Origin of the sequence: Variovorax sp. Varisp85, assembly GCF_047304045.1 — a bacterium.
GTDB lineage: Bacteria > Pseudomonadota > Gammaproteobacteria > Burkholderiales > Burkholderiaceae_C > Variovorax.
The window spans coordinates 1-18515 of the sequence record NZ_JBGLYN010000086.1; the positions used below are offsets into that span (position 1 = coordinate 1).

18 protein-coding genes and 2 pseudogenes are annotated in these 18515 nt (G+C 66.8%); 6 read left to right on the plus strand and 14 right to left on the minus strand.

The window, feature by feature from the left end; genetic code table 11:
• From ACCC97_RS25525 to ACCC97_RS25585, 13 genes and pseudogenes are all read right to left on the minus strand, one after another.
• Positions 1-742 (minus strand): annotated as a pseudogene (locus tag ACCC97_RS25525) (type IV secretion protein Rhs); the annotation flags it as partial.
• 13 nt (positions 743-755) lie between these two features.
• Positions 756-1250, minus strand: a complete 495-nt coding sequence (locus tag ACCC97_RS25530) for a pentapeptide repeat-containing protein (RefSeq protein WP_413335739.1) — start codon at positions 1248-1250, stop codon at positions 756-758.
• A 28-nt stretch (positions 1251-1278) separates the two neighbouring features.
• Positions 1279-1458, minus strand: a complete 180-nt coding sequence (locus ACCC97_RS25535; protein WP_413335741.1) for a hypothetical protein — start codon at positions 1456-1458, stop codon at positions 1279-1281.
• Positions 1459-1538: 80 nt separating this feature from the next.
• On the minus strand, positions 1539-1877 hold the full coding sequence (locus ACCC97_RS25540; protein WP_413335743.1) for a hypothetical protein: 339 nt from the start codon (positions 1875-1877) through the stop codon (positions 1539-1541).
• Positions 1874-2254, minus strand: a complete 381-nt coding sequence (locus ACCC97_RS25545; RefSeq protein ID WP_413335745.1) for a hypothetical protein — start codon at positions 2252-2254, stop codon at positions 1874-1876. Before ACCC97_RS25545 ends, ACCC97_RS25540 begins: the two co-directional genes overlap by 4 nt.
• 31 nt (positions 2255-2285) lie before the next feature.
• Positions 2286-2519, minus strand: a complete 234-nt coding sequence (locus ACCC97_RS25550; RefSeq protein WP_413335747.1) for a hypothetical protein — start codon at positions 2517-2519, stop codon at positions 2286-2288.
• Positions 2520-2757: 238 nt separating this feature from the next.
• Positions 2758-5730, minus strand: a complete 2973-nt coding sequence (locus ACCC97_RS25555) for a type VI secretion system Vgr family protein (RefSeq protein ID WP_413335749.1) — start codon at positions 5728-5730, stop codon at positions 2758-2760.
• A 307-nt stretch (positions 5731-6037) separates the two neighbouring features.
• Complete coding sequence (locus ACCC97_RS25560) at positions 6038-8257, minus strand: LamG-like jellyroll fold domain-containing protein (RefSeq protein ID WP_413335751.1); 2220 nt, start codon at positions 8255-8257, stop codon at positions 6038-6040.
• A gap of 94 nt (positions 8258-8351) precedes the next feature.
• Positions 8352-9545, minus strand: a pseudogene (locus tag ACCC97_RS25565) (MFS transporter).
• Complete coding sequence (gene aroC / locus ACCC97_RS25570; RefSeq protein ID WP_042672705.1) at positions 9545-10657, minus strand: chorismate synthase; 1113 nt, start codon at positions 10655-10657, stop codon at positions 9545-9547. The pseudogene ACCC97_RS25565 and the gene aroC overlap by 1 nt, the downstream one beginning before the upstream one ends.
• A 32-nt stretch (positions 10658-10689) precedes the next feature.
• Entirely contained in the window at positions 10690-10875 is a 186-nt protein-coding gene (locus tag ACCC97_RS25575; protein WP_007828850.1) for a hypothetical protein, read from the minus strand.
• Between the two features lie 100 nt (positions 10876-10975).
• Positions 10976-11440, minus strand: coding sequence for an SRPBCC family protein (locus tag ACCC97_RS25580; protein ID WP_007828848.1), 465 nt, complete (start codon positions 11438-11440; stop codon positions 10976-10978).
• Complete coding sequence (locus tag ACCC97_RS25585; protein WP_157632112.1) at positions 11326-11787, minus strand: ArsR/SmtB family transcription factor; 462 nt, start codon at positions 11785-11787, stop codon at positions 11326-11328. The genes ACCC97_RS25580 and ACCC97_RS25585 overlap by 115 nt, the downstream gene beginning before the upstream one ends.
• 148 nt (positions 11788-11935) lie before the next feature.
• Between ACCC97_RS25585 and pip the strand changes: the two genes are divergently transcribed.
• The 6 genes from pip to ACCC97_RS25615 all read left to right on the plus strand — a co-directional run bounded on the left by pip (position 11936) and on the right by ACCC97_RS25615 (position 18247).
• Complete coding sequence (gene pip, locus ACCC97_RS25590; RefSeq protein WP_413335754.1) at positions 11936-12889, plus strand: prolyl aminopeptidase; 954 nt, start codon at positions 11936-11938, stop codon at positions 12887-12889.
• 79 nt (positions 12890-12968) lie between these two features.
• Positions 12969-13391, plus strand: coding sequence for a cupin domain-containing protein (locus tag ACCC97_RS25595; protein WP_413335756.1), 423 nt, complete (start codon positions 12969-12971; stop codon positions 13389-13391).
• 184 nt (positions 13392-13575) lie between these two features.
• Positions 13576-15876, plus strand: coding sequence for a TonB-dependent receptor (locus tag ACCC97_RS25600; protein ID WP_413335758.1), 2301 nt, complete (start codon positions 13576-13578; stop codon positions 15874-15876).
• A gap of 26 nt (positions 15877-15902) precedes the next feature.
• Positions 15903-16589, plus strand: coding sequence for a Fe2+-dependent dioxygenase (locus tag ACCC97_RS25605; RefSeq protein ID WP_007828844.1), 687 nt, complete (start codon positions 15903-15905; stop codon positions 16587-16589).
• A gap of 85 nt (positions 16590-16674) precedes the next feature.
• Positions 16675-17568: a DUF2167 domain-containing protein gene (locus ACCC97_RS25610; RefSeq protein ID WP_157632114.1), complete on the plus strand. Its 894-nt coding sequence runs from the start codon at positions 16675-16677 to the stop codon at positions 17566-17568.
• A gap of 94 nt (positions 17569-17662) precedes the next feature.
• Positions 17663-18247: a GbsR/MarR family transcriptional regulator gene (locus tag ACCC97_RS25615; protein ID WP_007828838.1), complete on the plus strand. Its 585-nt coding sequence runs from the start codon at positions 17663-17665 to the stop codon at positions 18245-18247.
• A 108-nt stretch (positions 18248-18355) separates the two neighbouring features.
• On the opposite strand, the gene cydX is transcribed toward ACCC97_RS25615, so the two are convergent.
• Positions 18356-18505 carry a cytochrome bd-I oxidase subunit CydX gene (gene cydX, locus ACCC97_RS25620; RefSeq protein ID WP_007828837.1) on the minus strand — a complete coding sequence of 50 codons (150 nt, stop codon included), beginning with the start codon at positions 18503-18505 and terminating at the stop codon, positions 18356-18358.
• Positions 18506-18515: the final 10 nt, after the last annotated feature.

The window sequence follows — 18515 nt, forward strand, 5'->3', positions numbered from 1 at the left end:
GCAGCTGGCTCGCCGCCGTCTTGGCCACGTAGTTCGCCGACTGCTTCGAATAACGCACCGCCGCGCCCCACATCCGGTTCCAGGTGCTTTGCGTCTTCGGGTCGTGCACCCTGGTCTCCGCCACCGCGGGCGTGCCCACCGTGAACAGGTCCTTCTGCCCGAGCACCCGCCGCAGGATGTCCACCAGGTTGTCGATGATCTTGTCGGCAAGATCCGCGCAGCTCTTCAGGATGCCGTCGAGCTTGGCAATGGCTCCGTCGATGAACGTGTCCAGCTCGCCCATGATGGTGGCATTCAGGTGCCCCACCAGCGTGGTCACGATGGCCTCGCCCAGGTTCGAGGCTGCGGTCTTCAGTTCCTGCTTCACCAGGTGCAGCGTGGGCCTCAGGCTCATGCGTGCAGCCGCCATGCTCGGGGGAATCGGGATCAACCCGATCAGGTTGATGCCCAGGCTCACCCAGTTCAGGAACGCATCGACGCCGTCCTTGGCCTTCTTCTCGACGATGTTGATGATGTCCAGGAACACATCCACCAGCGCCATGATGTTGCCGACGATCGGGATGCTGCCCAGCACCATCGTCAGCCGCTCCAGCGTCACGTAGCCGCCGCTGAAGGAGCGCAGCCAGTCGTCCACCGCCTTGCTTGCCGCGGCGATGTCCTCCTTCACGATCGTGTTCAGTGGCGCTACTGCCGTCTGCGGTTCGCGCTCTGATGGCGTCTTGCTTCCTTCCGTCCCTGCCATTTTCTGGTTTCCCTCAGTTGATGTTCGCGCCCTGGAACTCGAGTTGCTCGAAGGTGCTGCCCGTGAAGTCGACGCTGCGCCCTTGCAGCCCCTGCGCATGCACCACGGTGCCGCCGCAGTTCAGCACGCCAACGTCGTTCCAGCTACCACCCGCGAAGCTGATGTCGTCCCACTGGCACTGCCTGAAGGTGCTGGTGCCGATGCTGCCGCCATCGAAGTTCGCACGCGTGAAGCTGCAGTTGACGAAGGTGCAGCCGGTGATCGAGATGCCGCTGAAGTCGCACTGAGTGAAGCTGCACCCAGTGAACTGGCAGCCGCTCCAGCCCGCCTGCTTGAAGCTGGTGGCGGTGAAGCTGGTGCCCGCGAAAGTGGTCGCGGCGAACTGGGCGAGTCCCAGGTCAAGTCCCGCATAGGCGAAGCTGTCCGCTTGGCCCACGAGCCCGGCGGGAGCGCCGCCTGCGCCTTTGCGCCACATGTCGTGGGCGAGGATGATGATTTGAGAAGACACTGTGGAGGTACCTCTGGACGTCGTTGGTTCAGCGAGACAGATGCCTCTGAAGGATTCGGCCGCCGCTCTTGTCAATCAGCAGACAAGCTTCCGGAAAGCTTGGCAAGGCCCAGCGATGGGCCTGCGGCAGGCCCGAGGACCTGGCATCTTCAAAGGCCACTGCAATCGCCTGCTCCGCCAAGCCATCGACTTCGATGGTTTCTTTCATTCTTTCCTCCTTCTGCGAGATTGAAGGTGCAGGGTCCTGTCAGGCGCAATGTCTTTCGAGACGTGCCCAGTGCCGGACCACTACCGACTTCCTTGTTCCCGAAGTATTTCGCCCGTTGTCTTCGAGGCGATGTACATGATCGACCGCCCAAGCTTGCTTACGTTGCCAAGTCCCTTCTGTCCCGGAGGGAGCTTGGCCGAGAAAGCGATCCCGATGGTGTTGACCCCGTTTTCTTCTTCGCCGTTTTCCTTCTTCCTCTCAGCGATGTGGACATTGAAGTTGTTCAGGTCTTGCCCGGTCCTCTCGAACAACTTGTACGCGTTGCCCAATGCGATGACCACCGGGGTGTTGAGTAGCAGCTGATCCGGCGACTCGACCGCGAAGAGCGGCAAGACCGAGACATCGAAGTCATGATTCACGGGCGAGGCCCCCGAGCCTTCGTGCGGACCGCCTCGATTTCTTTGAGCAGATCACCGGCATCCGCGTTGCCGTTCTTCAGCGACTCCGCCGCCCAGTGCGCGGCTTCGGCGAGATCCTTGCCATTCATGTAGAGGTCGCAGGCCAGGTTGTGTTGCCTTAGGACATGGCCACCCTTGGCCGCGATCGACAGCCAGCGGACGCGTTGATCTGCGTCCGAGGACACGAAGGTGTAGTACAGCGAGAGACGAAACGCAGCCTCGGCGTCGCCAGTCGCGGCCTTTGCGACCAGCCCGGCTCGCTGTGCACCTGTCAGCTCGTAGGCCTGCGCACCCGAGACGGGCGAAGAAGTGGCAAGTGCGGCGCCGGGCTTGTCCATGGCGTGGTTCTCCGTTGCGTGATCTGGGAGCTCATCGGCCCGGCTGCCTGCTGGCCCCGGCGCGAAGGGCCTCGATCCGCTGCAGCAGCCGGCCCGCATCCGGATCGCCGTTCTTGCGTGCTTCGGCAGCCCAGCGCGCAGCCTCGGCCAGGGTGCCGCCGTCCAGTTGCAGCACGGCAGCGAGGTTGTACTGCGCCGTCGCATGGCCGCCCTCCGCGGCCCGGACGAGCCAGCGCCGACCTCCCACCCTGCCGTCCTGATGCACGAAGTGGTGGTACTTCGAGAGGCGGAACGCGGCCTCGGCATCGCCGCGGGAGAAAGAGAGAAGAGGACCAGCGCGAGCAGGGTCGGCATCGCGCTCAGGATGGTGTTGAGCGGCGCGACCGCTGTCTGAGGCTCTCGTTCGGACGTCTTCTGCTGCTGCGATCCTTCTGCCATTGCCTTGCTTTTCCTCTTGCCTGGAACCGTCTTGTTGTTCGAAAGAAGCGCGCCGTCGCGCCGCGTCAGCCCATGAAACCGGGGGTGCGGCCCGCGAGCGCGGGCGTGCCGGCAGCGGCAGGCAATCCGCCTTTTGCGACCCCGCCTGCCATGTTCGCGATCGCCGTGACCGGGGCGCCCATCGGCCCGAGCCGCGCGCCGGCCGCCTGCGCCGCCATGCCGGTGGCCGCCTGTCTCGCCTGGCCGAGCATCGCCTTGGCGCCACCCTGCCGGATCGCCTGCGCCGCGCCCACGGCTTGCTGCGCCGTGGCTGCGGCCTCGGAGGCCTGGCCGAGCAGGCTCGCGGCCTTGCTGCCGGTGCCCGCGACGCCGGCCAGCGCGGCCGCGGCGCCGCCGCCCGCCCCGCCGAGCAGCCCCGAGACGCCCGATGCAGCGCCGGCCGCATCGAAGCCACCGCCGGCCGGGGCCTTGCCCTTCCAGTCCTGCGGCGTGCCGAAGTAGCTGCCCTCCTCCCACGGATCGCGAGGGTCCTTGCCGAAGGTCACCTTGGCGGTGCCGATAGGCAGGCCCGCGACGCTCGCGAAGCCGTTGCGGTCCAGCGTTCCGGCGTGCGTGCCGCCTTCCGAATCGACCACGGTGAAATCGCCCTGCGCCACGCCCTGGTGCTTTTCGCCGGTCGGCTTGATGTACTGGTGGTAGAGATCGAGCTGGCCCTTGGGCACCTGCGGCGGATTGGGCAGCGCAGGCTTGCCCTCGCTGGCCGGCCCAACCAGACTGTGCACCGCGGCGTGCTCGCGCCAGGTACCGGAGGTGCCGTGCTCGATGCCGCCAGAGCTCCAGCGGCTGTAGCTCGAGCCGCCGTTGATCACCACCTCTTCTTTCGCCTGGATGGTGATCTTGTTGGCAGTCTGCGTGATGTTGAGCTTGGCCAGCACGTTGACGCTGTCCTTCAGCGCCTTGATGTCGATGTCGGCGCTGGCCGCCACCAGCCGCATGCCGGCCTTGGCGGCGAACAGGCGGATCGCGCTCTGCACGCTCACCAGCAGGCTCTTGCCCGCACTCACGCTGGTGTGGCCGCCGCTGGTGAGCGCGGTGTGCTCGCTGCTCACGATGTGGGTGGAACCTTGCGCCACGGTCTGCAGGCCGCGGGCGCTGGCCAGCGTCAGGTGCGGCTCCTGGAACTCGGGGAAGTCGCCCTGCTCGCGGTTGCCGCCCTGGCCCCTGATGGCGTCGTTCTGCGCCTTGAGGATCTCCGTGACCTCGTCCTGGTCGCCGGCGTCGTGCGCCTGCGCACCCCGTGCCACTTCGCTCAGGCCTTCGTGCATGTCGCGCGCCTGCGTGAGGCGGCCCACGGTCTCGCCCATGTCCGTCATGTGCGCCTGCGCGTTGGCCCGCGCCTCGGTGGTCACCAGCAATCCTTTGGCCGATCTCACCGCCCCATGCCCATCGGTACGCAGCTCGAAGCCCTGGCCTCGTGGCTCCTTGCGCCCAGCCGTGTCCTCGATGCGCCCGATATGCCCAACGCTCAACTGGCTGGCCTGGTGATCGCTGCGCAGCTGCGCCTGGATCTTCCCTGCCGTATCGTCGAGCACGATGTGGTTGCCTCGGCCCCCACCCAACTCGCGGCTGCGGATGCCCGACAGGTGCTTCTGCCCGGGCAGCTCCCACGCAGGCATGGTGTCGGCGTTGTGCACGCAGCCGGTGACGATGGGGTAGTCGGGGTCGCCGTTGAGGAAGTCGACGATGACCTCCATGCCGATGCGCGGCACGCTGGTCATTCCGAAGGTGGTGCCGGCCCATGCGGTGGACACGCGCACCCAGCAACTGGAGTTCTCGTTGTCCTGGCCAATGCGGTCCCAGTGGAACTGCACCTTGATGCGCCCGTACTGGTCGGTCCAGATCTCCTCGCCCGCCGGACCCACCACCTTGGCCGTCTGCGGGCCGCGTGTACGCGGCCTGGGGGTGGTGCGCTGCGGGCGCCACGCGTAGCTGGTGGGCTGAGCCTCGAAGGCGAAGCGCTGCACGGAGCCTTCGGTGCCGTCGGCGCCTTCGCTGGCCTGCAGGTTCTCCTGCAGGTGGTAGCTCACGCCCACGAGCAGGTACTGCTGGTTCTGGTCGGCCCTGGGATGGCCGGTCAGCCGCAGGGTGTGGCCGGTGGCCAGCTCGCGCAGGTTGGATCTGCCGGTGACGCGATTGCGCTGGCTGAGCTGTTCTTCGTTGCGGATGCGCGCATAGGTCTCGCCGTCGCCGTGCTGCACGAAACCGCCCGGCCATTCGTACTGTTCGTAGGCGTCGTGGTCGTGCCCGGGCGGCATCTGCCGCAGGTGCGACAGCTCGGCCTTGGGCTTCTCGAAGTCGTAGTCGTCGTTGTAGTGATGGCCGGGTCGCACCTCTTCGGCGATCTCCCACGCGTAGATGCGCTCGCGCTGGCCCATGCCGGACTTCTCCAGCGGGTGGTAGCGCACCTCCTCCCCGCCGGGCAGCGGGTTGTGCGAGTTCGCGATGTCGTCTGCGAACACGAGCACGTGCTGGCTCGCCTCGTGCCGGAAGTGGAAGTAGAGGCCTTCGAGTTCGCACAGGCGCGAGACGAAGTTGAAGTCGCTCTCGTGATACTGCACGCAGTAGTCCCAGCGCCGGTAGTCGCCGCGCGTGAGCTTCTTCTCGATGGGGTAGCCGTAGCTCCCGAGCACTTCCATGACGATGTCGGGCACGCTCTTGCCCTGGAAGATGCGGAAGTCGCTGCGCCGCGTGGCCAGCCACAACCAGGGACGCAATTGCAGGCGGTAGAAGGAATGGCGCGCGTCTTCTTGCTGCAGGCCGAACCGGGTGGCGATGCCGCCGAGGTAGCGCACGCCGCCCTCGGTTTCCACCGCCACGGTGGCCGCCTTGCCCAGCAGTGCCTTGGGGTCGATGCCGTTACTGCTGCCCAGCAGTTCGATGTCGAACGCGTAGAGCTGGCTCAGTGCCTCGCGGCCCACCAATTGGCGAAATTGCAACGCCTCGCCCAGCGGCGTCTGGATGCTGACGCGGCGGCTCATTGCGCCTCTGCATCCGGCAAATAAGCCAAATTGCTCAATTGCAATAAAACGAATAAGAATATTGTTTTAAAAATGAGCGCCATGCCCACCTCCCCGTGAATTACCTTTCCAATTATTCTAAATGGTCAATTTGCGTAAGACCCAATGCAAAAAATGGAGATGCGGCCGACCGACAGCGCAGCCCAATCAAAGGCCTTGCTGGTGATCGGCAACTCGAGCGGGTTATTGCAGACCCGTGCGGAATAGCAAGATTCCCTTGCTCCCGGGATCAGCCCCGCAATTCATCCCCGCAAAGAAATCCAACGGCTCATGCCGCCTTGCGCGACGTCAGCCACTGCGCCGGCGTCAAAGCCGCCGCCACCACGCGCACCTCGCCGATGTTGCCGAAGAAGCCGTCGGCGCGAGCGCCGTCCCACGAGCCGCCACCCACCACCCACGGCGAGGTGGCCGAAAGCGTGGCCAGGCCCGGGATGGCCGACGCATTGCGCAGCACCGGCGCGCCTTCGACGTACATCGTGGTGTCGTGCGACACCGGGTCGTTCACGATCGCGACGTGCACCCAGCGGTCGGCAATCACTTCGCCTGACCAATTGGCCTTGGGCGCGCGCGTGCCGGCCGGGCTCGGCACCACTTCCCACTGCACCTCGCGCAGGCTCGAAATGGCGAACAGCATCGGCGGAGACTCCGGATCGCCACCCGAGTAGCCAGCCAGATCGCCGCGGCGGCCGTCGCGCGTCATGATGTTCATCCACGCCTGGTTGCCGCTGGCCCAGCTCTTGTCGATCTTGATGAAGGCCTCGACCGTGTAGCCGTTCTCCAGCGTCTGCGCGTTGATCGGCGCCGCCGCGTCGGTGAGGAAGTAGCTCAGCCGCGGCGTGTTCTTGTTGGTGTTGAGGAAGCGCACCGAGCCCGGCGCCGCCGACAGGTAGTGCCGGTCGTCGGTCCACACGATGTCGCCATCGGCGGCGCCGACGATGCCGCCCTGGTTCAGCGCATCGCGGTGCAGGGGGTTGTTGCCCGTGACGTCCGCGACGACGGTGCCCGGCAGCACCGGCTGGTTGACCGCGCCGCCAAAGAAGCGCCAGTGCGCCAGCGTGTTCGCGACCTTCGGGTAGTCGTCCGAATTCGCGGCGGGCCGCTGCTCGACCGTCGCCGGGTCCTTGTAGTTGGCCAGGATCATCGCGCGGGCCTGGTCTACCAGGGAGCTGTCGATGGTGGCGCTGCCGGTGCCGAAGCTCTTGTTGAACCCCGCGAAGCGCTGCGCGAAGTCCACGTCGATGACGAAGGCTTCGTTGGGGGTGGTGAGCACTGCCTGGTCGAAGGTATTCAGCGTATTGGCCGGCTTCTGCGGCACCCAGGGCGAGAACGACAGCACCCTGATCTGCTTGTTCGTCAGGTCGAATTCGTAGAGGCGCATCAGGCCGTTGCCGCCTTGGTAGGCCATCTGGTAATCGACCACCATCTCCTCGACCTTGTGGCCGAAGTCGTTGGTCTTCGTGAGGTGCGCGGCGCCGTGATGGTGGCCGTTGAGCGTCATGAAGATCTGGTCGTTGTCGCGGATCAGCTTCTCCCAGAGCATCCTGCCGTAATCGGTTTCGAGCGGGCTCTTGCCGTCGGCGTCGATATTCAGCAACTGGTGGTTCACCAGAACGACGGGCAGCGTCGGGTTCTTCGCAATCACTTGGCGAGCCCAGGCAATGCCCGCGGCGGAGATGCGCCACGACAGCGACAGCACCATGAACTTCTGGCCCTGCGCCTCGAACACGTGGTATTCGTGAAAGCCACTCGGGTCGCGCGCGCCGAAGGTGGTCTGCTTCTTCGCGCGCTCGGGGCCGAACCACTGGATGTAAGGCTCCTTGGTGGGGTCGCGGTCGGCATCGGTGCCGCCGACGGGGTCGACGCTGTAGTCGAAATCCTTCAGCACGTCGTGGTTGCCGGCAAGCACGCTGTAGGGCAGCTTCGCGTCTTCGAGCACCTTCATGGCGGCATCGGCCACCTTCCACTGGTCGGGCTTGCCGACCTGGTCGACCACGTCGCCGAGATGGATGGTGAACGGGATGTTCAACGCCTTGGCGTTGGCCGCGATCCATTTCGTCTGCGCGGCGAAAGGTGCGCTGCCGAAGCGCTTGTCGTACTGGTCGCTCTCGGCGGCGGTGGCGTAGCGCGCATAGAACTGCGTGTCGGGCATCACGGCGAGCGCGAAGCTGGAGATCTTGGCAGCGGCGGCCGGCGGTGCTGGCGTGGGTGCTGGTGCCGACGTGGATGCCGGTGTCGGCGCGGGTGCTGGCGCCGATGCAGGCGCTGGCAGCGGACCGAAGGCGGGTGAACTGCCGCCGCCACCACCGCCGCAGGCGGCAAGCAAGGCACTGCTGCCGCTGACCGTCAGCAGCGATGCCCCTAGCTTGAGCACCTGGCGGCGCGGTGGGGTGCGGTGGTTGTCACCGCCACTCGATGGGGAATTGCTCGGTTCGGCAGGCGCGGCAACGCGCGGCGCGCGGGCGCCGCGCGAATCGTCGGAAACGGACATGGGAAATGAGGAGAAATTGCGAAGCGCGCAGCGTAGGAGGCTGCGATGACACGGGCATGCAAGGCTCGTGTCACTTCGGTGCACCGGTTCGCGTTCAGGCGTTGCGCGCTCGCTCCATCCGCTCCAGCTTCACCACCTGCCATGCGCACAGGCTGCCGAGCACTGCCAGCAGCGCCGCCGCGGTGAACATCGTGCGGTAGCCGAAAGCCTGCGCGACCGCGCCGCCAAGCAGCACGCCCAGAACGCCGCCAAAGCCATAGCCGATCACCGTGAACAGCGCCTGGCCGCGTCCGCGCAGATGGCCGGGAAAGCGGCGCGACACCACCGCGATGCAGGTCGTGTGGTGCGCCGCGAAGCTCAGCGCATGCAGCCACTGCGCCACAACGAGCGCCGCGATCCAGCCGCCGAGCCCCGCCGTCAACCCCAGCCGCGCGACGGCCGCGATGCCGCACACCAGCATCCAGCGCGGCATCGGCATCAGGCCGATGAGCCGGCCCTGCAGGAAGAACCAGACGATCTCCGCCACCACCGACAGCGCCCACAGCAGGCCGATGGTGCTCTTGCCGTAGCCGATCGAATCGAGGTACAGCGAGAAGAACGCGTACACCGAGAAGTGCGACATCACCTGGAAGAACAGCGCCGCGAAGAACCATTGCACCGACGGGTTGCGCAGCACCGGGCCGATGGGCACCCTCACCGCATCGTGGGCGGCGGGCGGCTCGCGCACGTCCGGCAGCTTCATCGTCGCGAGCAGCACGATGGCCAGCGTGCCGGCCGCCCAGGCCGGAAAGTGCTTCATGCCGAAGCGCTCGAACCACTCGCCCGCCACGAACACCGTGAGCAGGAAGCCGGCCGAGCCGCACAGCCGGATGCGCCCGTAGCGCCCCCAGTCGCCGGCCACCAGCTGCGCCATTGCGGCCTCGGTGAGCGACATCATCGAGCTGGTGTGGGTGAACATCACGAGCAGCACCAGCGCGAGCCACCAGGCGCCGCCGTGCTACCACAGCCCGAAGGAACTGAGCAGCGCCACCGCCGCGCTGAAGCGCAGCAGCTTGACGCGCTGCCCCGTGTGGTCGCTGAGCGCGCCCCAGGCGTACGGCGCAAACACCCGCGTGATCGACTGCACCGACGCCAGCAGGCTGATGGTGAAGATCGGAAGCCCCAGGTCCTTGAGCCAGAGTGGCAGGTAGGGATTGAAGAAGCCGATGTGCGCGAAATAGCTGGCCGACAGACCAGCGAACGCCAGCAGGTGGCCGCGCCCGGCGGCCACTGGCGGCGGGGCGGACACTACAGGAAGGACGCCTGCGGCGACGCAGCTTCGGTCGCGTTGGCTTGCGTCTGCACGTCGCCGCACTGCGCGCGGTTGCGCAGCGCGTGCTCCATGACCACCAGCGCCAGCATGGCCTCGGCAATGGGCGTGGCGCGGATGCCGACGCACGGGTCGTGGCGGCCCTTCGTAACGACCTCGACGGGGTTGTTGTGGATGTCGATGGACTGGCGCGGGCTGATGATCGAGCTGGTCGGCTTGATCGCGATGGTCACTTCCAGGTCTTGCCCGGAACTGATGCCGCCGAGGATGCCGCCCGCGTTATTGGTGACGAAGCCGGTGGGCGTGATCGAGTCGCCATGCGTGGTGCCGCGCTGGGTGACGCTGTCGAAGCCGGCGCCGATCTCGACGGCCTTTACCGCGTTAATGCCCATCATCGCGTAGGCGATCTCTGCGTCGAGTTTGTCGAACAGCGGCTCACCGAGCCCGATGGGCACGTTCGTGGCGGTGACGCGGATGCGCGCGCCGCACGAATCGCCGGCCTTGCGCAGACGGTCCATGTAGTCCTCCAGCGCGCTCACGTCGGCGATGGGGGCGAAGAAGGGATTGTTGGGCACGTGCTCCCAGCTCTCGAACGGAATGGCGATTTCGCCGATCTGCGTCATGCAGCCGCGGAACACCATGCCGTATTTCTCGGCCAGCCACTTCTTGGCAACGGCGCCGGCCGCGACCATGGGGGCGGTCAGCCGCGCCGAGGAACGCCCGCCACCGCGCGGGTCGCGGATGCCGTACTTCTTCCAGTAGGTGAAGTCGGCATGGCCGGGGCGGAATTGCTGGGCAATCTGCCCGTAATCCTTGCTGCGCTGGTCGGTGTTCTGGATCAGCAGTGCAATCGGGGTGCCGGTGGTCTTGCCTTCGTACACGCCGGAGAGGATCTGCACCGCGTCGGGCTCGTTGCGCTGGGTGACGTGGCGGCTGGTGCCGGGGCGCCGACGGTCCAGGTCGCCCTGGATGTCGGCCTCGCTCAGTGCCATGCCGGGGGGGCAGCCGTCGATGACGCAGCCGATGGCCGGGCCGTGCGACTCGCCGAAATTGGTGACCGCGAAGAGTGTTCCGAAGGTGTTGCCGCTCATGCCCGGGATTATCCCCACAAAGCGGCCGCCCCTCAGTCGGTCGTGTTTTCCATGCGCTTGGTCAGCGCGCCCACCTGCAGCTCGATGGAAAACAGCCGTTCGTTCAGCACGGCCGTCTGGAGCCGGATCGCCTCGATGATGGCCTTGGTCTGCGGGTCGGAGGTGTTGTCGCAGAGTTCGGCCAGGTCGTGCAGCTTCTTGCGCAGTTCATTGCTCATGGGAGGCTCCGGTAATCCATCGCGTCGTGGAAGCCCCAGTATGGGGTTTCGTCATCGCTGCGGCAATGCGGCGCCACCCGGGGCTTCGGGTGCACGCGCTTCACGCTGGCGGCAGCAGCCAGCCTTCGAGCTTGGCGAGAGCGCCGGTCCAACCGTGGGTGTGGCTGTCGCGCGCGGCCTTGTCGAAGAACTGTTCGTGCAGCAACACCAGTTCGCAGCCCTCGGCATCGGGTTCGATGCGCACGGTGACGCGCGACTCGCGCTCCGGCGTGCTGCGCCATGCCCAGCTGAAGACCAGCTTGCGATGGGGCACCACCTCGAGGTAGGTGCCGCTCACGTCGTGCGTTTCACCGTCGGCCGCCAGCATGGCCACGCGGAAGCGGCCGCCCACGCGCAGGTCGACCTCGGCGATGGGGACCGAGACGATCTCCGCGGGCCCGAACCAGCGCTTCAGCGCTTGCGGGTCGGTCCACGCGCGCCAGACTTTGTCGGGCGCAACGCGGTAGTGCCGGCGGAGCGTGAGCGAGGGGCGCTCGGCGGCGTCTCGGGCGGAAGGGTTCTCCATTCGGTCTCCTCCTGGTGATAGAGAAAGCGCGCCAGTGCATCGAGGCGCCCGGTCCAGAATTTCTCGTAGCGCGACAACCACACGGCAGCCTCCTGCATGGGCAGGGGCGACAGCGCGCAGCGCACGATGCGGCCCTCTTTCGTGCGCGAGATCAGGCCGGCCTCTTCGAGCACGCGCAGGTGCTTCATGAAGCCGGTGAGCGACATGCCGTGCGGCTCGGCCAGTTCGGTCACGCTGAGGCTGCGTTCACCCAGGGTTTCGAGCACCGCGCGGCGCGTGGAATCGGAAAGCGCGGCGAAGACCGCGTCGAGGGTGCCGGCGTCCGGGAGGGCGATTGAGTGAACCATACGGTTGAGTATCTGGAGGGCCCATGGGCTCGTCAAGCCGTGTTTCGACGACGTGCGTGGCAAGCTCCGACACGTTGCCGCAGCTCATCTTCCCCGGGGCCATATGCTCGACCTCGGAGCGCCAACACCCGCCAAAGGAGAACCATCGATGCCCGACCTGCGCCAACCGTACCCCCCGATCGAACCCTACGAAACCGGCACGCTCGACGTGGGCGACGGCCACCTCATCCGCTACGAACGCGTGGGCACGCCCGGCGCCAAGCCGGCGGTCTTCCTGCATGGCGGGCCCGGCGGCGGCATCTCGCCCGAACACCGGCGGCTGTTCGATCCGGCGCGCTACGACCTGATGCTGTTCGACCAGCGCGGCTGCGGCCAGTCGCAGCCGCACGCCGGCCTGGAGGCCAACACCACCTGGCACCTGGTGGCCGACATCGAGCGCCTGCGCGAGCGCGTAGGTGTCGATCGCTGGCTGGTGTTCGGCGGCTCGTGGGGCTCCACGCTCGCCCTCGCCTATGCGCAGAAGCACCCCGAGCGCGTGAGCGAACTGGTGCTGCGCGGTATCTACACCGTGACCCGCGCCGAGCTGCAGTGGTACTACCAGTTCGGCGTGTCGGAGATGTTCCCCGACAAGTGGCAGAAGTTCCAGGCGCCCATTCCCGAGGCCGAACGCGGCGACATGATCGCGGCCTATCGCAAGCGCCTGACCGGCGACGATCCGGTGGCGCGCATCGAGGCGGCCCGCGCCTGGAGCGTGTGGGAGGGCGAGACCATCACCCTGATGCCGAACCCCATGCTCGCCGAGACGCATGCCGATGATCATTTCGCGCTGGCCTTCGCGCGGCTGGAGAACCACTACTTCGTGCACGACGCCTGGCTCGAAGACGGCCAGCTGCTTCGCGACGCGCACAAGCTGCACGGCATCCCCGGCGTGATCGTGCACGGCCGCTACGACATGCCCTGCCCCGCGCGCTACGCCTGGGCGCTCCACAAGGCCTGGCCCGAAGCAGAGTTCCACCTGATCGAGGGCGCGGGGCATGCCTACTCGGAGCCCGGCATCCTCGACCAGCTGCTGCGCGCGACCGACAGTTTCGCAGGCCGCTGAATCGCGCCTGGCCGGCCCGACCTGGGAACGCTTTATGCGTGTTGCACCGCAACACCCATCACCTGCGAAGGAGCGCCCCATGCCGGACCGTCCCGCCACCCAGTTCTCCCATGTGAAGCCCGGTGACACCGAGTTCGTATCGGGTGGTTTGCGTGACTTTTTTCTCTACCGCGACCTGGGTATCGCCGAAGCCACCAACGGCAAGGTGATCGCGCATCTGGTCAAGGCCAACATGGCACCGGAAACGGGCACGGGCTGGCACCGCCATGAGGCGGACTTCCAGATCGTGATCATGGTCAAGGGCTGGGCCCGCTTCATGTACGAGGACAAGGAAACGCTGGTCGAGGCCGGCGACGTGGTGCACCAGCGGCCAGGCATCCGGCACTTCCTGTTCGACTACTCGCCGGACATGGAGTACCTGGAAATCGTCTCGCCGGCGGACTTCAAGAGCGTCGACGTGGAGCCGGTGTGCGAGATTCCGCCGCCGACGCCCTGGAAGTAGAGTCGCACGGCCACCGGCGGGCGGCTTTTACTCCAAATAACCTGTCTCCAACCTGACCTCGCACGTAAAGACGGCGGGGCTGTCTCCTCGGCCAAACATCGGGCGAGGAAAGTGTCAAACAAGAGTGATTCGCAGTCAGAATCCCGGCCGACGCTTTTGTTTGCGTCCTCTCGAAGGCTCCACGATGACTCCCCCCACCCGCTCGATGCGTCGCCGCACGCCCGTCGCACTGGCCCTGATCGGCCTGTGCGCTTCCTCCCTCCCCACGGCGTTCGCTCAACAGGTCGCGCAGCCCGCCGCGTCCTCGCCCGCCCCCAAGCCCTCGCCCGCTGCCGGCACCTCCGTGCCCACCACGCTGCGCGAAGTGCAGGTCCAGGATGCGCAGGACAAGACAGGCTTCGGTGCCAACCCTGCCTCGCTCAACCGCCTGCCGGCCGACCTGCGCGATGCGCCGCAGTCCGTCACCGTCATCAACCAGGCCGTGATGCAGTCGCAAGGCGCCACCTCGCTCGCGAGCGCGCTGCGCAACGTGCCGGGCCTGACCATCGGCGGCGCCGAGGGCGGGCAGATCGGCACCAACATCAACCTCAACGGCTTCTCGGCGCGTACCGACATCTACCTCGACGGCGCACGCGACCGCGCCCAGTACTACCGCGACACCTTCGCGCTCGAATCGGTCGAGGTGCTGATGGGCCCCTCGTCGATGCTGTTCGGCCGCGGCTCCACCGGCGGCGTGATCAACCAGGTCACGAAGAAGCCTTCGCTCACGCCCGCGGGCGAGGTCTCGGTGTCGGCCAGCACCACGGGCCTCGTACGCTCGACGATCGACGTCAACCGCCCGCTGTCCGACACCTCGGCCTTCCGCATCGCGGCCATGGGCCAGCAGGGCGACGCCAGCACGCGCGAACAGACGAAGCTGAAGGACTTCGGCCTCGACGCCTCGCTGAAGTTCGGCATCAACACGCCGACGCAGGTCACGCTCTCGGCGCTGGTGCAGCACAACCGCGACCAGCCCGACTACGGCGTGCCGCCACTCAACGGCCGCCCGGCCAAGGTCGACCGCGACACGGCCTACGGTTTCAGCGACGACCGCACGATCTCCGACATCCAGGCCTTCAGCGCCGTGGTGCAGCACAAGCTCACCCCCGACACGTCGATCCGCAACCAGACGCAGTACAACGACGTGACCACCGACGCACGCGAGACCGCGCCGCAGGGCATCGGCACCCTGTCGACCAAGGGCGTGTTCACGCCCCTGTCCACCGGCACCACGGCCGCGCCCGCGGCCGCGTTCTCGTCGCTGCCGCTGAGCAGCCTGTGGGTGCGCCAGCAAAGCCATGACCGCACGATCCATGACAAGTCGCTGTTCAACCTGACCGAGCTCAACACGAAGTTCACCACCGGCTCGGTCAAGCACACCCTGCTCGCGGGCCTGGAACTGGGCCACGACACCTACGACAACCAGACCTACTACCGCAACGGCGCCTGCAACGGCGTGGCGCTGAACCCGGTGGGCGGCACCAGCGGCTACGCGACATGCTCGCCGCTGCTCGCGCCGTACCAGGGCAACACGCCGAGCACCGCGCCCAGCCTGCGCGGCAACCTCGCCACCGCGAGCGCCACCACGGTGGCCGGCTACGTCAACGACACCATCGAGCTGAGCCCCCAATGGAAACTGGTGGCCGGCGTGCGGCAGGACCACTACCGCGCAAGCGTCTACAACAGCATCCCGACCGCGACCACGCTCGGCAGCGAAAGCCAGACCGTCGACTTCACCAGCGTGCGCGCCGGCGCGATCTGGCAGCCCACGCCCTCGCAGTCGTACTACGTGTCGTACAGCACCTCGTTCAACCCCTCGCTCGAACAGCTCGTCGCCACCACGGGTGCCACGCAGCCGCTGCCGCCGCAGAAGAACAAGGCATACGAACTCGGCGGCAAGTGGGACCTGAACGACGGCAACCTCTCGCTGACAGCGGCCGCCTTCCAGATCACCCAGACCAACGCGCGCTCGCAGAACAGCGACGGCACCTACAGCGCGACCGGCACGGTGCGCGTGAACGGCGCGCGCGCCGGTGTCGCGGGCCGGGTGACCGACAAGCTTCAGCTGTTCGGCGCCTACACGCACCTGGATGCCACCATCGTCAACGGCATCGCGCCCGGCACGCTCGGCAAGACGCCCGCCAACACGCCGAAGGACGCGGCCAGCCTGTGGGCCACCTACGCCATCACGCCCGAATGGGAGATCGGCGGCGGCACCACCTACAGCGCGAAGCGCTTCGCGAACAACACCAACCTCGTGCAGGTCGGCGGCTACGCGCGCCTCGACGCGATGGTGGCTTACCATCAGCCCAAGTACGACATCCGGCTGAACCTGTTCAACCTGGCCAACCGCTACTACTACGACGCGCTGATCCCCTCCGACGGCGGCCGTGCAGTGCCGGGCTCGGGCCGCGCCGCCACGCTGTCGCTCACCTACCGCCTTTGAGGCCCTGAAGAAGAAGACGATTCGCCATGCTGGTCTGCATTCCCGGCATCCTGGACCGCGAAGCGCTTGCGGCGGTCCGCGCGCGCCTCGATGCGGCCGGCGATGCGTGGGTCGACGGCCGAGTCACCGCGGGCCACCAGGGCGCGCCGGTCAAGTTCAACCAGCAGATCGACGAAGGCTCGGCGGTGGCGCACGAATGCCAGTCCATCGTGGCGAGCGCGCTCGAACGCCACCCGACCTTCATCAGCGCGGCGCTGCCGAACCTGCTGTACCCGCCGATGTTCAACCGCTACAGCGAAGGCATGCGCTTCGGCCTGCACGTGGACGGCGGCGTACGCATCGACCCGCGCACCGGCCGCAAGCTGCGCACCGACCTGTCGGCCACGCTGTTTTTGTCGGACGCCGACAGCTACGACGGCGGCGAGCTGCAGATGGAAGACACGCACGGCATGCAGACCGTGAAGCTCGCGGCCGGCGACATGGTGCTTTACCCCGCCACCAGCCTGCATCAGGTGACGCCCATCACGCGCGGCGTGCGCGTCGCGTGTTTCTTCTGGGTGCAGAGCCTCGTGCGCGACGCGGGCGACCGCGCGCTGCTGTTCGACATGGACAACGCGATCCAGCGGCTCAACCAGAGCGGCGCCGACGAATCGGCGCGCCGCACGCTCGTAGGCACGTACCACAACCTGCTGAGGAAGTGGAGCGACACCTAGTTCTTTAAACTCTCCCGGCTCACCAGACATACAACAACCGAGGAGAGAGAACTTGCGTATTCAAACCACCCGCCTGACAGCCGGCGTGCTGCTCGCGTGCGCCGCTTTCGTGGCCCACACCGGCCACGCCGCATCGCCGACCGGCACCACCCCGTCCACCCCCGCTTCGACCGCCAGTTCGCTGGAAGCCGAGCAGGACGCCGCCTTCAAGGCTGCCAAGGCCGTGCAGAAGGCCGGCCCCGCCGACATCGTGCTGCGCGACCAGGCCCACCTTCAGCTGCCCGCGGGCTATGTGTGGGTGCCGACGCCCGCCGCCGCGCAGTTGATGCGCAGCATGGGCAACCGCACCGACGACACCTTCGTCGGCGCGATCTTCCCCGCCGACGACGCCGACTGGATGGCCGTCGTGAAGTTCGTGAAAGAGGGCTATATCAAGGACGACGATGCGAAGGACTGGAACGCCGACGACCTGCTCAAGAGCCTGAAGGAAGGCACCGAAGCCGCGAACGAGGAGCGCGCCAAGCGCGGCATCCCCGCCATCGAGGTGACGGGCTGGGCGCAGAAGCCGCAGTACGAAGCCGCATCGCACCGCCTCGTGTGGTCGGCCCTGTCCCAGCGCAAGGGCAACACCGACGGCAGCCAAGGCGTCAACTACAACACCTACGCGCTGGGCCGCGACGGCTACCTGAGCCTGAACCTCATCACCAACGCCAAGGACCTCGACAAATACAAGCCCGACGCCAGCAAGCTGCTGGCCGCAATCCAGTACGACGACGGCAAGAAGTACGCGGACTTCAATTCATCGACCGACAAGGTCGCCGCCTACGGCCTGGCCGCGCTGGTGGCCGGCGTTGCGGTGAAGAAGCTGGGCCTGTTCGCGATTGCGCTGGCCTTCCTGGCCAAGTTCGCAAAGCTGGCCGTGGTGGCGGGCGGTGCGGCGCTGTGGGGCATCGCGAAGCTGTTCAAGAAGAAGGCTTGAGCGCAGGGGCCGGACCGAAGGACCGCGGCGGCGCAACCGGACTGAGTTTTCAGAACGTCCCGGAATTCCAGCAATCCGGCACGACAATTCGGGCATGGCCACCTCCTCCGACCTCCCTCCCCTCAACCGCCAGTTCGTCGCGCATTTCGGCGAGATGGGCAGCAAGTGGGGCATCAACCGCACCGTCGGGCAGATCTACGCGCTGATCTTTTTGTCGGAGCGCGCGCTCAACGCCGACGAGATCGCCGAGCTGCTCGAGTTCTCGCGCTCGAACGTCAGCATGGGCCTGAAGGAACTGCAGGCCTGGCGGCTGGTGCACCTGCGGCATCACGCGGGCGACCGGCGCGAATACTTCGAGGCCCCCTCGGACGTGTGGGAAATCTTTCGCGTGCTGGCCGAGGAGCGCCGCCGCCGCGAGATCGAACCCACGCTCTCGATGCTGCGCAACGCGCTGCTCGAATCACCCACCAGCGACGCCGAACGCCACGCGCAGGAACGCATGCGCGAGATGCACGACCTGATCGACCGGCTGATGAAATGGTTCGACGACGTGCAGCGGCTCGCGCCCGAGACCGCCATGAAGCTCATGGGCATGGGCGCGACGGTGACGAAGGTGTTGACACTCAAGGACCGCATCACGGGGGGCGGCGTCTCGAAGAAGAAGCCCGCGGCGGATTGAAGGGGGCGCCGTTCGGGGGCGCTCACGCCGACGGGGGACCTTCGCGGAGGGGAGTACCCGGTGGCCTGTGCACGCCCCCCAGACTGACCGCAAAAAGTGAAGGGACTCTCAAAGCCGCTCCTGCCCCTGCGGCGCTTCGGGCATCTCGAGCTTCTCCCTGCGGATGGCGTCGTCGTCCATGAGTTCGTACCACATGGCATTGAGTACGGCGAAAGCGGCTGCCAGCGGCAGACCGAGGATCCAGGCGAAGTACCACATCTTTTTTCCT

Coding starts and splice junctions, on each gene's coding strand:
- ACCC97_RS25535 (WP_413335741.1), bottom strand. CDS start 1,458: ATGAAAGAAACCATCGAAGTCGATGGCTTGGCGGAGCAGGCGATTGCA.
- ACCC97_RS25545 (WP_413335745.1), bottom strand. CDS start 2,254: ATGGACAAGCCCGGCGCCGCACTTGCCACTTCTTCGCCCGTCTCGGGT.
- ACCC97_RS25555 (WP_413335749.1), bottom strand. CDS start 5,730: ATGAGCCGCCGCGTCAGCATCCAGACGCCGCTGGGCGAGGCGTTGCAA.
- ACCC97_RS25560 (WP_413335751.1), bottom strand. CDS start 8,257: ATGTCCGTTTCCGACGATTCGCGCGGCGCCCGCGCGCCGCGCGTTGCC.
- aroC (WP_042672705.1), bottom strand. CDS start 10,657: ATGAGCGGCAACACCTTCGGAACACTCTTCGCGGTCACCAATTTCGGC.
- ACCC97_RS25575 (WP_007828850.1), bottom strand. CDS start 10,875: ATGAGCAATGAACTGCGCAAGAAGCTGCACGACCTGGCCGAACTCTGC.
- ACCC97_RS25580 (WP_007828848.1), bottom strand. CDS start 11,440: ATGGAGAACCCTTCCGCCCGAGACGCCGCCGAGCGCCCCTCGCTCACG.
- ACCC97_RS25585 (WP_157632112.1), bottom strand. CDS start 11,787: ATGGTTCACTCAATCGCCCTCCCGGACGCCGGCACCCTCGACGCGGTC.
- pip (WP_413335754.1), top strand. CDS start 11,936: ATGCCCGACCTGCGCCAACCGTACCCCCCGATCGAACCCTACGAAACC.
- ACCC97_RS25595 (WP_413335756.1), top strand. CDS start 12,969: ATGCCGGACCGTCCCGCCACCCAGTTCTCCCATGTGAAGCCCGGTGAC.
- ACCC97_RS25600 (WP_413335758.1), top strand. CDS start 13,576: ATGACTCCCCCCACCCGCTCGATGCGTCGCCGCACGCCCGTCGCACTG.
- ACCC97_RS25605 (WP_007828844.1), top strand. CDS start 15,903: ATGCTGGTCTGCATTCCCGGCATCCTGGACCGCGAAGCGCTTGCGGCG.
- ACCC97_RS25615 (WP_007828838.1), top strand. CDS start 17,663: ATGGCCACCTCCTCCGACCTCCCTCCCCTCAACCGCCAGTTCGTCGCG.
- cydX (WP_007828837.1), bottom strand. CDS start 18,505: ATGTGGTACTTCGCCTGGATCCTCGGTCTGCCGCTGGCAGCCGCTTTC.